General features: G+C 40.8%; 12 protein-coding genes and 1 rRNA gene. 5 read left to right on the top strand and 8 right to left on the bottom strand.

Going from position 1 to position 12,960, the window contains the following annotated elements; translation table 11 throughout:
• Positions 1–10: 10 nt before the first annotated feature.
• The 8 genes from ACINWC323_RS18270 to ACINWC323_RS18305 form a co-directional block, all read right to left on the bottom strand.
• Entirely contained in the window at positions 11–394 is a 384-nt protein-coding gene (locus ACINWC323_RS18270) for a hypothetical protein (protein WP_165569325.1), read from the bottom strand.
• Positions 395–505: 111 nt separating this feature from the next.
• Positions 506–1,414 carry a matrixin family metalloprotease gene (locus ACINWC323_RS18275; RefSeq protein ID WP_032880821.1) on the bottom strand — a complete coding sequence of 303 codons (909 nt, stop codon included), beginning with the start codon at positions 1,412–1,414 and terminating at the stop codon, positions 506–508.
• Positions 1,415–1,798: 384 nt separating this feature from the next.
• Positions 1,799–2,710 carry a matrixin family metalloprotease gene (locus ACINWC323_RS18280; RefSeq protein ID WP_009506214.1) on the bottom strand — a complete coding sequence of 304 codons (912 nt, stop codon included), beginning with the start codon at positions 2,708–2,710 and terminating at the stop codon, positions 1,799–1,801.
• A 390-nt stretch (positions 2,711–3,100) separates the two neighbouring features.
• The gene (locus ACINWC323_RS18285) at positions 3,101–4,009 is read right to left on the bottom strand and encodes a matrixin family metalloprotease (protein WP_032880818.1); all 909 of its coding nucleotides are present in this window, start codon (positions 4,007–4,009) and stop codon (positions 3,101–3,103) included.
• Positions 4,006–4,422, bottom strand: a complete 417-nt coding sequence (locus ACINWC323_RS18290) for a hypothetical protein (protein WP_009506236.1) — start codon at positions 4,420–4,422, stop codon at positions 4,006–4,008. The genes ACINWC323_RS18285 and ACINWC323_RS18290 overlap by 4 nt, the downstream gene beginning before the upstream one ends.
• A gap of 193 nt (positions 4,423–4,615) precedes the next feature.
• On the bottom strand, positions 4,616–6,562 hold the full coding sequence (gene dnaK / locus ACINWC323_RS18295; protein ID WP_009506244.1) for a molecular chaperone DnaK: 1,947 nt from the start codon (positions 6,560–6,562) through the stop codon (positions 4,616–4,618).
• A 152-nt stretch (positions 6,563–6,714) separates the two neighbouring features.
• The gene (grpE, locus tag ACINWC323_RS18300; protein WP_005228204.1) at positions 6,715–7,260 is read right to left on the bottom strand and encodes a nucleotide exchange factor GrpE; all 546 of its coding nucleotides are present in this window, start codon (positions 7,258–7,260) and stop codon (positions 6,715–6,717) included.
• Positions 7,261–7,419: 159 nt separating this feature from the next.
• Positions 7,420–8,313, bottom strand: a complete 894-nt coding sequence (locus ACINWC323_RS18305) for a LysR family transcriptional regulator (protein WP_005228206.1) — start codon at positions 8,311–8,313, stop codon at positions 7,420–7,422.
• Between the two features lie 107 nt (positions 8,314–8,420).
• Here ACINWC323_RS18305 and ACINWC323_RS18310 point away from each other — a divergent pair, with 107 nt between their 5' ends.
• The 5 genes from ACINWC323_RS18310 to ACINWC323_RS0118590 form a co-directional block, all read left to right on the top strand.
• Complete coding sequence (locus tag ACINWC323_RS18310; protein ID WP_009506271.1) at positions 8,421–9,275, top strand: MBL fold metallo-hydrolase; 855 nt, start codon at positions 8,421–8,423, stop codon at positions 9,273–9,275.
• A 387-nt stretch (positions 9,276–9,662) separates the two neighbouring features.
• Positions 9,663–9,899, top strand: a complete 237-nt coding sequence (locus ACINWC323_RS18315) for a hypothetical protein (RefSeq protein WP_005281513.1) — start codon at positions 9,663–9,665, stop codon at positions 9,897–9,899.
• A 360-nt stretch (positions 9,900–10,259) separates the two neighbouring features.
• On the top strand, positions 10,260–11,330 hold the full coding sequence (locus tag ACINWC323_RS18320; protein WP_005228212.1) for an alpha/beta hydrolase: 1,071 nt from the start codon (positions 10,260–10,262) through the stop codon (positions 11,328–11,330).
• Between the two features lie 142 nt (positions 11,331–11,472).
• Positions 11,473–12,030, top strand: coding sequence for a peptidylprolyl isomerase (locus tag ACINWC323_RS18325; protein ID WP_005228214.1), 558 nt, complete (start codon positions 11,473–11,475; stop codon positions 12,028–12,030).
• Between the two features lie 423 nt (positions 12,031–12,453).
• Positions 12,454–12,960, top strand: a 16S ribosomal RNA gene (locus ACINWC323_RS0118590); the annotation flags it as partial.

Here is a 12,960-nt window from a genome sequence, read left to right as displayed (position 1 = left end):
CTTTTTTATATTAAGGGGCAGGATCGAGTTTAACGGCTTCTAAAATATCAAAAATCACTGCAGTTACATCCTGACTTAAATCACGGTCATTAAAAATTTCATAAGCAGTAATGGTCACATCCGTATCACTTGGGAGTTGCTTCTGTTCTTCTTCAACCAGATGTTCGATGGGCAATAAGGTCTGTTTGACTTCCAGATGTAAAATCTCGTCATAGGCAACATTTTCATCTTCCAGCTCAACTTCTTGCTCGTTGAAATAGGGAATCAAAATGGAATGGAGAAAGGGGCTAATATCTTCAATATTCAAGAATTCGATATCACGAGTCTGCTCAATCGTACTGATGTGGTCGTTCACTTCAATTAAGATATGATAATAACTCATGCCGATCTCCATTAAGATAAATAGGATGTTTTCATCCACAATAACATGAATAAATCCAAAGAATCGACCCATTCTTGTTACTAAGCAAGCGATAATGGATAAAACACCTATATTTTATAGGGATTAAGGCGCTTGAGAAAAACCCAATAATTCCAGATCGGTATCCGTCAGCTGAAAATCTTTTGCATTCTGCTCTTTAATGCGTGGATACATTAAGGATTTCGGATCTTGAGTATGTTTTAGGCCTAAAGCATGCCCAAATTCATGCGCGAGTGTTAGGCGTAAGTCATCCATGGATGAAAATTCATAAATAAAAATCTGTTGACCGTGAAACTGACCTTTATGCAGGACCTGAGGCTTAAAGGTCTGATTAAATGCCGCTACGGATTCAGTCAATTGTTGGTAGAGCTGTTTCGACTGCTCTGTTTGCGTATTGAATTGTTGAACCAGCTGATTATGTTCAGCAATTTTGGTCTGTAAATCGCTCGCTTGCTGTTGCAGGGTGTGTTGTTGCTGCAGTCGCGCAACTTGCTTTTGATTTTGAGCGGAGGCTTTCAGATTTTGCAGGGCCTGCTGATACTTTTGCTGATTATTTTGATATTCAATCGTTTGTAATTCGAGTCGAGCCCTGGAGTCAGCGACGCTTTGTTTTAGACGCTGTAATTGCTGATTTTTCGCTAACCAATGCTGTTGTTCCTGCTCAAGCTGGTTCAGATTTTCCGAGCGTTTCATGCTGCGTACTTGACGCTGATCAAATACCAAATGAATGACAAACTCGGCTTCTGGATCATAGACAAAATACTGTTGTCCGGTATCTTTTGCCCAGATGGCAGCCGCCTGTTGGCTTAACTCAATCATTTGTGGTTGCGTGATATTGAGACGTGGATCCAGATCGGCAATCCGGTAGCGTAGAGGATGCTCGCTGCTATAACGGATTTGTGTTTGAGGGGTGCTTGAGGAAATTTGGGCAAAAGCTGGCGCTTGGACCAGCATGAACACACATGTAGCCAATAAATGAGAAAAACAACGCATAAAGGGAGATAAAGCTTGAAAAAGGTCGCATTTTAATCAGTTTAAACAGGGAGTCAAATGGATCAATTGAGTGAAGGGTGAGAATTTGGGAAGATATTTCTAGAAAATGAATAAAAATACAGATGTAGAAAAAAGTAAGTAAAATATAGCGGAATAGAGCAAGTTTGCAGCTAAAGTGAATAAAAAATAAAAGCAGAACAGTTGTTTAATTTTTATCCTTTTCTCATGTGTGCTCATCTAAAGAGCGTGTCTGAACTAGGCAAAGCATAAAATAAAGGATTGAAAATTATTTTATTTTTCACATAAAAGCCAAAATTTAACTGATTGAAAAGTAGACAATGAGTCTAGTCGTTCCTCAATCGTTACCAAATTGGGGGGGAATAATTAATACATGGCTTTCACCAGGTCTTTATCAGAATCGGTTAATGCGAACTTTTGCAGGTTCTGTTGTTGAATAATCGGATACATCAAAGAGCTTGGATCATCGGTATGGGCAAAACCTAAGGCATGCCCAAACTCATGCGCCAGCGTTAAGCGTAGATCATGTGTCGATGAAAATTCATAAATCATGATGTGTTTGCCATCAAAATGGCCTTTGTGGAACAGACGGGGCTGAAAGATCTGATTAAACTGATTGGCAGAAGCCACCAGTTGCTGATTGCCTTGATTTAAAGCCTGAATGTCCTGATTAAGTTGTCGGCTACGTTGATTATGTTGCTGAATGTCCTGTTGCAAAGCTAAAGCTTGCTGCTGTAAGGCAATTTGTCGTTGAGCCAGTTGATCCGCCAGAACTTTTGAAGAAGAGCGCTGCTGGTTAAAGCGCTGCGCATCCTGATTATATTGCTGAAATTGTGCGTTGAGTTGTGCCTGTTTATCGGCAATCAAGGCTGAATTTTGCTGAATATCCGCCTTGACCTGCTGTAATTGTTGATTCTGTTTATGCCATTGTTGCTGGTCTTGCTGCAGTTGTTGCAGGCTCTGCACGCGATCTGTACTGCGTTGTTGGCGTTCATCAAAAACCAGATTGATACTAAATTCCGCCTCTGGATCATAGATAAAATTTTGCTGGCCTGTTTCATGTTCCCAGATTTTGGCTGCTTGCTGCGTCAGTTCTAGCACTTGTTGCTGACTTAAATGAAAGCGTGGATCAATATCGGCAATACGATAATGCAGTGTTTTTTTGATGGTTTGATGCTGATGCGGATTAACCGGATTGATATTGGTCTGCGCATAGCTAAGGTGAGGGGAGAGCGTACAGAAATATACTGCAAGCATCGCCATATTCATAATACGCATAAGCCAAACTCCCCTAAATAAGGCTTATTTTTGAGCAGTATTGGATTCAGGTCAAAACGCTATCTATTTAATAAATAAAACTAAAAAGTGTGATTTTTTTCTAATAAATAAAAAAATAAATCGAATAATTTACACTATCGTAAAATCAGCAGCTTGTCTGTTTTTTGTTCATAATTCCAAGAGAATCAAAAGATTAAATTTATTAAGCACGGAACAGCTGCATAAATAGCGATAAAAGTCTTGATTGTTAACTTTTGTAAGATATTGATAAATTGGCAATTTTTTCTAATTTTTGATAAAAAATTGCTGCTTTGTGACATTTAATGTCGAGGCGTATTCTGCGCAAAATGTGAATGATCGCTCATTCTGGAAGGTTTTTATTTACTCTACTTATCTGTTCTTTAACAGGTTTAAATCTGCTTCAGTAAGGCGAAAATGCGCCCTATCCTGATCTTTCATAATCGGATGCATTAATGCATGTGGATCATCAGTATGTTGTAGGCCTAAGGCATGGCCGAATTCATGCGCCAGGGTTAAACGTAGATCATCCTCAGATTCAAATTCATAAATCAGAATCTGTTTGCCATTAAATAGGCCTTTATGGAATAAATGTGGCTTAAAACGTTGTTTATAGTGGTCAACGGATGCATTCAATTGCTGGTCCAGTGCATTAAGCTCATCTATTTGCTGATTGAGCTGCTGAATCTTCTGATTGTACTGGTCAATTTCCTGTTTAAGCGACTGTACATTTTGCTGCAACGCCTGTTGTCGCTGTTGAAGATCAGCTGGATTGGCGAATACCGCCGGATTTTGCCGAGCCTGTTGCTGTGCTTGCTGATAGGCCTGGATTTGCTGATTTAATTGTTGCTGTTTTAAGCCTAAAAATTGCCGGCTTTGAAGAATTTCCTGTTCAATCTGATCTAAGGATTTCTTTTTCTCTTGCCAGCGTTGCTGATTGGATTCAAGCTGGCTTAAATGTTCCCGACGTTGTTCACTCTCGATTTGACGTTCATCATAAATGAGATGTATTGCCAGCTGGGCCTTTGGATCATAAACCAGATAATCCTGTCCTGTACCGTCTTTCCAGATCTGTGCGGCTTGCTCACTGATCGCCTGCACTTGCTCAAGGCTGAGCTTAAAACGTGGATCCACCTCAGCAATACGATAGCGAAGCCGTGTATCAAAGGGTTTGCTGATACGATCGGTCAGTGAGTTAAATTTAAGCTGCGGATGTTGGTAGGTTTGATAACCGGACCAGAACAGAAACATTGCTAATATAACAACGAGGAGATGCTTCATTGTTTAGGCGTACAGAATAAAGACTGATACAGGCTCGGGAGCAGGAGAATTCCCCAGATCAGTGTCGCGAAAATATTGCCCATTTCATAAAAAATAGCACCCAGACCGGATATGAATGTCCAGGAAAAACCGGGCAAAAGATAAAGTAGTAAAAAGGGGAAATAGCTATACAGATATAAGGTTCTTGCCCATGGTTTAAAGAAAAATAAACCCGCTAACATGATCACGGCAATAATAGCGGCTAGGCTTGAAAGCAGAATTTCCCAGTTTTGGGGTTCGGTTGCCAGCAATTCCGCTACGGCAATAGAGCGTTGATCATAGGCATCCAGGATTGTGCCTAAACAAATACAAAGCAGTGAAGCACTTAATAACAGTCTAAATTTGGATTTGCTAAGGATAGGATCATTTTTCATTTTTAGCGCTGAAGGATTTTTTAATTGCCTGAATTATACATAAAAAGAATTCAGTTCCTTAACTTGTTGCAAGCGTTTGTGGAAGTGGGAAATAAGCGGTTGATAGCACGTGCATGCCTATGATTTGGCTCAAACAGCAGATATTTAAAATAAAAAAACCGCGCTTACGCGCGGTTTTTTTTAAAGAGACAAATTATTTTTTGTCATCTTTTACTTCTGTGAACTCAGCATCTACAACGCCATCGTCCGCTTTTTGTTGTTGACCCGCATCGCCACCTTGGAATGCATTTGGATCAAAACCTTCTGCGCCGCCAGCTGCACCTTGTGCTTGTTCATAAGCACGTTGTGTAATTGGCATCAAGATGTTTTGCAAAGCTTCAGTTTTCGCTTTGATGTCTTCAACATCATTTTCTTTAGTTGCTGCTTCAAGTTCAGAAACGGCAGTGCTTACAGCTGTTTTTTCATCTTCAGTGACTTTATCACCAAGATCTTTCACGGCTTTGTTCGAGCTTGAAATTAATGCATCAGCTTCGTTACGTGCTTTTGCAAGTTCTTCAAACTTACGGTCTTCTTCTGCATTCGCTTCAGCATCTTTGATCATTGCTTCGATTTCAGCATCAGACAAACCTGAATTTGCTTTAATCTGGATCGATTGCTCTTTACCTGTGCTCTTATCTTTCGCTGATACTTTTAAGATACCGTCAGCGTTGATGTCGAACGATACTTCAATTTGCGGTACGCCACGTGGAGCAGGTGGGATATCGCCTAACTGGAAGTTACCCAACAATTTGTTTTGTTGAGCCATTTTACGTTCACCCTGGTAAACCGAAATGTCTACTGCAGGCTGGTTATCAGCAGCGGTAGAGAACACTTGTGATTTCTTCGCAGGAATCGTGGTGTTTTTCTCAATGATCGGAGTCAATACGCCGCCCATTGTTTCGATACCTAAAGTTAATGGTGTTACGTCTAATAAAAGCACGTCAGTTTTGTCACCAGACAATACTGCACCTTGAATTGCTGCACCAATCGCAACTGCTTCGTCAGGGTTCACGTCTTTACGTGGCTCTTTACCGAAGAATTCTTGTACTTTTTGTTGTACAAGTGGCATACGAGACTGACCACCAACCAAGATTACGTCAGAGATGTCAGAAGTCGAAAGACCTGCATCTTTAAGCGCGATACGGCAAGGCTCAATTGTACGAGCAACTAAATCAGCAACCAAACCTTCAAGTTTTGCACGAGTTACGTTGATCACTAAGTGTTTAGGACCAGTTGCATCGGCAGTGATATATGGAAGGTTGATTTCAGTTGCATTTGATGAAGAAAGCTCGATTTTTGCTTTTTCAGCAGCTTCTTTCAAACGTTGTAACGCAAGTGGATCATTTTTCAGGTTCACACTTTGTTCTTTCTTGAATTCTTCAACCAGGAATTCAATTAACGCGTTATCAAAGTCTTCACCACCAAGGAAAGTATCACCATTGGTTGATAACACTTCGATTTGTTGGTCGCCATCAAGGTCTGCGATTTCAATGATTGATACGTCAAAAGTACCACCACCTAAGTCGTAAACTGCAACTTTACGGTCGCCTTCTTTTTTGTCCATACCGAACGCAAGTGCCGCAGCAGTTGGTTCGTTAATGATACGTTTAACATCTAAACCAGCGATTTTACCCGCATCTTTAGTTGCTTGACGTTGCGCATCGTTAAAGTAAGCAGGAACAGTAATAACCGCTTCTGTAACTGTTTCACCTAAATAGTCTTCTGCAGTTTTCTTCATCTTTTTCAAGATTTCAGCAGAGATCTGTTGAGGTGCTAATTTTTTGTCGTTTACTTCAACCCAAGCATCGCCATTGTCTGCTTTGATGATTTTGTAAGGTACAAGACCGATATCTTTTTGTACCGCTTGGTCTTCATAACGACGACCAATTAAACGCTTGATCGCGAATAATGTATTTTTCGGGTTGGTTACCGCTTGGCGTTTAGCACTTTGACCTACTAAGATCTCGCCATCTTTATAAGCGATGATCGATGGAGTTGTACGTGCGCCTTCAGCGTTTTCGATTACTTTTACTTTATCGCCTTCAAGTACAGCAACACATGAGTTGGTAGTACCTAAGTCAATACCAATAATTTTTGCCATTGATTGTGTTCCTCTAAAATTTTGTTGCAATGTTTTTGCTTGTTATTCGATATGAGAGTCAATCGGTTTTTTTCAAGCATTTTTATGAAAAAAAATCAAAAAACTCTCAAAATTCTGCATTTTTGAGCAAATAAATGCTCTGTCCAGCGGGATTATTGGCCCACCATCACCATTGCAGGGCGGAGTAGGCGACCATTTAAGGTATAACCTTTCTGTAAAACAGTGCCGATTTGGTTGGCTTGGGCATTTGGATCAATACCTACCGCTTGGTGTAAATCTGCATTGAAACCATTTTGGGTGTCTGCTTCAACTACGCCAAACTTCTCAAGCGTGGTCAATAATGATTTCAAAGTCAGCTTAACGCCTTCAAGTACCGGTGTTTCTTCTTCGCCAGCTGCCTGAATTGCACGCTCGAGGTTATCGACAGAATCGAGCAATTCTTTTGCGAACTTCTCAAGCACGGTATCTTTATGCTTTTCAGATTCACGTTGAATACGCTCTACACTTTTCTGCGCTTCATAAACCGCATTGGCAGTACGTGCTTTTTCTAACTTCAGGCTTTCTTCAAGTTTGGTGATTTGCGCTTGTAAATCTTCAACGCTAAGCTCGTTTGCCTGCTCTACACCTTCAGCTTGAGTTTGTTCAGTCTGTTGCTCATTTTGAATGTCTTGAGCTTGCTCATTGTGCTCATTAGCCATTGATGATCTCCGTTGAAAAAAGTTCTTAAACATGTACAGTCCTTTTGGCGTGAATGCTCTTAGGGTTAAACCCGAACTGCCACATCTTGGTCATTCATTGATAGGGATGAAGTATGGGCAAGCCGACAAAATTCAAGCGTTCAGGTCAATTTAAATCTTTTAATTTTGTTGATTTAAGTAAAAATTCAGGTTTTCAATCACAAAAGCAATAAATTCTTGGGTGATTTTGGGTAAATGTTGCCTTGACGCATAGACCAGCGACAAGGTCAGGTCAGGTGCAGAAAAATCTGTAAATACCTGTTGCAAACGCTGCTGCGCGATGTCCTTGCGTACCAGTAAGCTCGGGAGCATGGCAATACCTTCAGCTTTAAGACACATCTGATAAAGCGCAATCACATCATTGCTTTTAAACGTAACATTTAATGGATAGTTCTGGGGTTGCTGATCTGTATCAAACAAGGTCCAGTACTGGTTATGGGTATGATGCGCAATACAGTCATGCTGAATCAGCTGACTGGGATGCGACAGGGGCGTGTGGTCTTGTAAATAATGGGGATGTGCGCAAAAGGTCGATTCAATCTGGCAGACAGGCCGTGCAATTAAACCATCAGCCACTTTTTGGGTAATACGCAAAGCCAGATCGACATGTGCATCGATGAGGTCAACGGTATTCTCTGTTAAATACACATCAAAATGAATCTGCGGATAGCGCTTTTTAAATTGTTTAATACATTCATTGACTCCAAGCTGAAACAGAAACAGACCACAGGTAAAACGAATGGTGCCGTTATGTTGTTCGGGCGCAGCCAAACCTTCCAGTAACTGCTGTTGCTGTAAAATATTCTCACAATACACCAGCGCTTTTTCACCAGCGGGGGTGAGCGAAACTTTACGGGTATTACGTTGAAATAACCGGGTTGAAAAGGTCTGCTCAAGATGTTCCAGATAGCGGGACACCATGGCTTTGGAATAATCCAGATGCTCGGCTGCTTTACTCAGATTGCCTTGCTGCGCAATACAGACAAAGACTTGAATGGCTTTTAAGGTATCCATGTTTATTATCATTGTTGCAAGATATGCAATATTTTATCTTAGTTTAGTGTGTTTCTTCAGCAAGAATTGCAATTTAAAGTAGTTGTTATCAGATTGGAGATGATAAGATGAATACCAAACCTTATATCCTTGCTTTATCAGCCTTCGCAGCAAGTTCTGCTGCATTTGCACAAGACTTAAAAATCCAGAATTTTCTGGCTCAACCTGAGCATTTTGGCGTGACTTCAACTCTAATTGAAGGGGATAAAGAAGTTTTACTGGTTAATGCGCAATTTTCTAAATCAGAGGCATTGCGGATTGCTGCCGACATTCTGGATAGCGGTAAGACCTTAAAAACCATTTTTGTTAGTTATGGTGATCCAGATTTCTATTTTGGCTTAGACGTATTTAAACAATACTTCCCGAATGTTCAGATCATTGCGACTCCTGAAACAGTGAAACATATTCAGGATACACAAGCGTTGAAAGTTGCCTACTGGGGTCCAAAAATGGGCGCCAATGCGCCAAGTAAAATCTTTGTGCCACAAGCCTATAGCGCGAAGACTTTAAAACTCGAAAATCAGGATATCGAGATTAAAGGTAAAAAAGAACTGACTTATTTATGGATTCCGAGCGCGAAAGCTGTCGTTGGCGGTATTCCAGTATCATCGGGTATTCATTTGTGGACCGCAGATACCCCGACAGTCAAAGATCGTGCTGAAGTGGTTCAGGCTTTAGAAAGTATTAAAGCCCTCAACCCGAAAGTCGTGGTTCCTGCGCATATGAAAGCAGGAGCGGCAGAAGGACTGGATGCGGTAAACTTCTCGATTGATTATTTGAAGCAATATGAGAAAGCTGTGAAAAGCACAAACAACTCGGCTGAGCTGGTAAAAAAGATGCAAACGCAATATCCAGCGTTGGGTGAGTCGAGTAGTCTGGAACTTGGTGCCAAAGTCGTGAAAGGCGAGATGAAATGGCCTTAATTATGGGCTAATTAATAAAAACCGTGATGAAAATGCACGGTTTTTTTATATCTACTACATTTATTTTTAATCATAATTACTTAATTGTAATCTTTTAGGACGGTTGTGCTGTGTTTCTATGAATTATAAAAAAATAAGATAACGGCTTTTTTCATTTTCTATGCCAGTAAAAATCAATGAAAGTGCTGTATTGATAAATGCTTAGCGTTTGGTGAAGGTTGAGAGAATACGTGAATTAAGCAATGAGTTGATTTAAGAAAAATTGCAAAACAATGCGGCTTACATAACAAACTGCAACTAATCCTCATCACGTCCGTGAAAAAAATTGTGAATGATAGGCATCGCAAAGACAACTTTGCTTTTTGTCATAATGAAAGGAAATACGAAATGAAAAAGTTAGCATTGATTTCTGCAGTTGTAGCTGGTGTTGCATTAACAGCTGTAGGTTGCTCGTCTCAAGCTGGTTTGGATGCTTCTGGTTCAGCTCAAACAAGTGCTAGCCCAGCTGGCGTACAAGGTGGTGTTGGTGTAGAAGCAGGTTCATCAGTTGATGTTCAACCAGGTGGTGCTTCAGCTGACGTTTCAGGTTCAGTATCAGGCTCAGCAGGCGCTGGCGCGCAATAATTTTTTATTGTTAAGTTGGCTTCGCATAAGATTGAACAACAGATGCCGCATTTAATCTTATTCATGTACTGCTATACATAACGCGAAGTTGACTTATTCATAAAAATGACACTGTTAAAGTGATATAAAACTAGAGCTCACTGATTGGTTCTAGTTTTATAGTTTTGACAATTACCGCTTAAAACAGCATTGAATTGACATAAAAACTAGCGGTGAATAAGCACTCTGGTTAATGACTTTTTAGTAATAGCCCTTTAGCGTACGACTTATTTCAAATCTTGAACTTGATCTAAGACTTTAGAAAAGCATATAGTCGAAGACAACAACAATGATGGACAGAGCGAGAGAAGGGGACAACAAGTGACAGCATTACCTCCAAAAATACAAACACTGTTAGATAAAGGTCAAGGCCCTGCTGCACGAGCGCTCGACAAGCTGCCCAAAATTGTACAAGAATCTCTAGCCAAGCTTTTAGGCTATCCTCATCAATATCCAGATCTGGATGCATTTACCAAATGTTTGATGGCTGTTCAGATCAAGCAAGGCCGTATTGGTTTTATCGGTGACGATCCGATTAACTCCCGTCGTCAGTTTGATGCACAAATGCTGGCGATTTTGAATAAACCGACTTCGATTGAATCGGTTGAAGATATTCGTTTACCGCTCCAAAGTGGCACGGTGTTCGCCAGACATTATCATCCGGCACCCAATAAAAAATTGCCGATGCTGGTGTTTTATCATGGGGGAGGCTTCGTTGTGGGCGGTCTGGATACGCACGATGAAGCCTGTCGTTTGATTGCCAAGCATGCCAAAGTACAGGTTTTAAGTATTGATTATCCGCTGGCACCTGAAGCTTCACCGCAGTTATTGATAAAATCATGTGAAGATGCGTTGGCATGGGTGTATCAAAACCGCCGTCAATTAAAAATCTATAAAAACCGTATTGCGGTTGCCGGAGACAGTGCCGGTGGAAATATCAGTACGGTAGTGGCTCAACACGCCGTCGGTAAATCTTATGCGCCACAGGCACAGTTACTGATTTATCCTGTGGTTGACTTTAAAAGCAGACATCCTTCCTTCTATGCATATGGTGAAGGTCTGGTCCTCACCAGTAAAGATGTGGATTATGTGACAGACTATTATGCAACCCAGCAAAATGTAGCTTTGGATGATCCATTAATTTCACCAACGTATGGCAGTCTTAAAAAGCTTGCGCCCGCGTATGTGATTACAGCTGGTCATGACCTACTGCATGATGAAGGTGCCATCTATAGTCATAAACTCAGACAAAATGGTGTTAAAGTCCAATATGTCGATTATCCAGATCAAACCCATGGTTTTATCAATTTGACCCCCGTCTCAAGCAAGGCAAAGCGTAATACCATTGAGGTAGCGAAGAACTTTAGAAAGTTCTGGGATAAACACAGTTGATTATCGAGTTAATGACTGAGCGCCGATGTTTCACGTGAAACATCGGCGCTTTGTTTCAGGTAACAAATAGAAATAGCAAAAACAGTTTTGCAAAATTAAGATGAAGATCCACAACACCTCTATTTCCAAGCTGAGAAAAGCAATGATGAAAAAGTTGTTCATGACAACAAGTTTAATTTTGGCAAGCGGTCATTTATTTGCAAATACCATGGTTGATATGAAAACCAGTATGGGGAATATTGAAATTGAGCTATTTGATGACAAGGCGCCTGTTTCAGCAAAGAACTTTGAAAGCTACGTAAAAAGTAACTTCTATACAGGCACAATCTTTCATCGCGTGATTCCTGGTTTCATGGTGCAAGGTGGTGGCCTAGAAGCCAACATGGTTGAGAAAAGCACGAAAGCGCCGATTGTGAATGAAGCAAGTAATGGTTTAAAGAATACCCGGGGTACTTTGGCCATGGCACGGACCAGTGATCCAAACTCTGCAAGCAGTCAGTTCTTCATTAATGTGGCGGATAATAACTTTTTAAACAAATCAGCGATGGATGCAGGCTACGCCGTTTTTGGTAAGGTTACTAAGGGCATGGATATTGTTGACAAGATCGTGAGTGTTCCGACTGGTAACTACGGAATGCATCAAAATGTGCCTAAACAGCCCGTTAAAATTATCAGTGTTCAGATAAAGAACAAGAAGTAAAAAGCAAAGCAGAAATATGAATAAAATATTTCTGCTTTAAATTTATATGGTTACAAGGAATTTGTTTAAATAGTACACGTATTGGTGTGTAAAAAAAGAACACTCAATAAAACAAGGGTTTAAAAAAGCTTGCACACTAAAAAAAATCTCCTATAATGCACACATCCCGACGCAATGAAGCAAAAATAACTTGGCTTTAACGGTTAAGTTGTTAAATATTTATTGCGTTTTATTTATCGCTGACGAGGCGATAAAGAGATCATTAAGAGAATAGAAGAACAACTTGTGTGGATTTTTACTGGTTGATCGATCGAAAATATTTCATTGATTAATTGGTTTAAATTTCTCGAAGTTTATTTGAGCAAATATATAAGTCAGTAATTGATGAGCCAAGATTTGTAGCCATAAGCTACTAATGATTTTAAACTGAAGAGTTTGATCATGGCTCAGATTGAACGCTGGCGGCAGGCTTAACACATGCAAGTCGAGCGGGGAAGGTTGCTTCGGTAACTGACCTAGCGGCGGACGGGTGAGTAATGCTTAGGAATCTGCCATTTAGTGGGGGACAACATTCCGAAAGGAATGCTAATACCGCATACGTCCTACGGGAGAAAGCAGGGGATCTTCGGACCTTGCGCTAAATGATGAGCCTAAGTCGGATTAGCTAGTTGGTGGGGTAAAGGCCTACCAAGGCGACGATCTGTAGCGGGTCTGAGAGGATGATCCGCCACACTGGGACTGAGACACGGCCCAGACTCCTACGGGAGGCAGCAGTGGGGAATATTGGACAATGGGCGAAGCCTGATCCAGCCATGCCGCGTGTGTGAAGAAGGCCTTTTGGTTGTAAAGCACTTTAAGCGAGGAGGAGGCTCTCTTAGTTAATACCTAAGATGAGTGGACGTTACTCGCAGAATAAGCACCGGCTAACTC

The sequence above is a fragment of the Acinetobacter sp. WC-323 genome, assembly GCF_000314615.1.
Lineage (GTDB): Bacteria > Pseudomonadota > Gammaproteobacteria > Pseudomonadales > Moraxellaceae > Acinetobacter > Acinetobacter courvalinii.
The sequence above is the reverse complement of the archived record's forward strand: the minus strand, read 5'-3'. Positions and strand labels throughout refer to the sequence as shown.

What these genes read in the sequence shown, in the direction of transcription:
- ACINWC323_RS18270 (WP_165569325.1), bottom strand. Translation starts at nt 394, where the DNA reads ATGGAGATCGGCATGAGTTATTATCATATCTTAATTGAAGTGAACGAC.
- ACINWC323_RS18280 (WP_009506214.1), bottom strand. Translation starts at nt 2,710, where the DNA reads ATGCGTATTATGAATATGGCGATGCTTGCAGTATATTTCTGTACGCTC.
- grpE (WP_005228204.1), bottom strand. Translation starts at nt 7,260, where the DNA reads ATGGCTAATGAGCACAATGAGCAAGCTCAAGACATTCAAAATGAGCAA.
- ACINWC323_RS18305 (WP_005228206.1), bottom strand. Translation starts at nt 8,313, where the DNA reads ATGGATACCTTAAAAGCCATTCAAGTCTTTGTCTGTATTGCGCAGCAA.
- ACINWC323_RS18285 (WP_032880818.1), bottom strand. Translation starts at nt 4,009, where the DNA reads ATGAAGCATCTCCTCGTTGTTATATTAGCAATGTTTCTGTTCTGGTCC.
- ACINWC323_RS18325 (WP_005228214.1), top strand. Translation starts at nt 11,473, where the DNA reads ATGATGAAAAAGTTGTTCATGACAACAAGTTTAATTTTGGCAAGCGGT.
- dnaK (WP_009506244.1), bottom strand. Translation starts at nt 6,562, where the DNA reads ATGGCAAAAATTATTGGTATTGACTTAGGTACTACCAACTCATGTGTT.
- ACINWC323_RS18290 (WP_009506236.1), bottom strand. Translation starts at nt 4,422, where the DNA reads ATGAAAAATGATCCTATCCTTAGCAAATCCAAATTTAGACTGTTATTA.
- ACINWC323_RS18275 (WP_032880821.1), bottom strand. Translation starts at nt 1,414, where the DNA reads ATGCGTTGTTTTTCTCATTTATTGGCTACATGTGTGTTCATGCTGGTC.
- ACINWC323_RS18310 (WP_009506271.1), top strand. Translation starts at nt 8,421, where the DNA reads ATGAATACCAAACCTTATATCCTTGCTTTATCAGCCTTCGCAGCAAGT.
- ACINWC323_RS18315 (WP_005281513.1), top strand. Translation starts at nt 9,663, where the DNA reads ATGAAAAAGTTAGCATTGATTTCTGCAGTTGTAGCTGGTGTTGCATTA.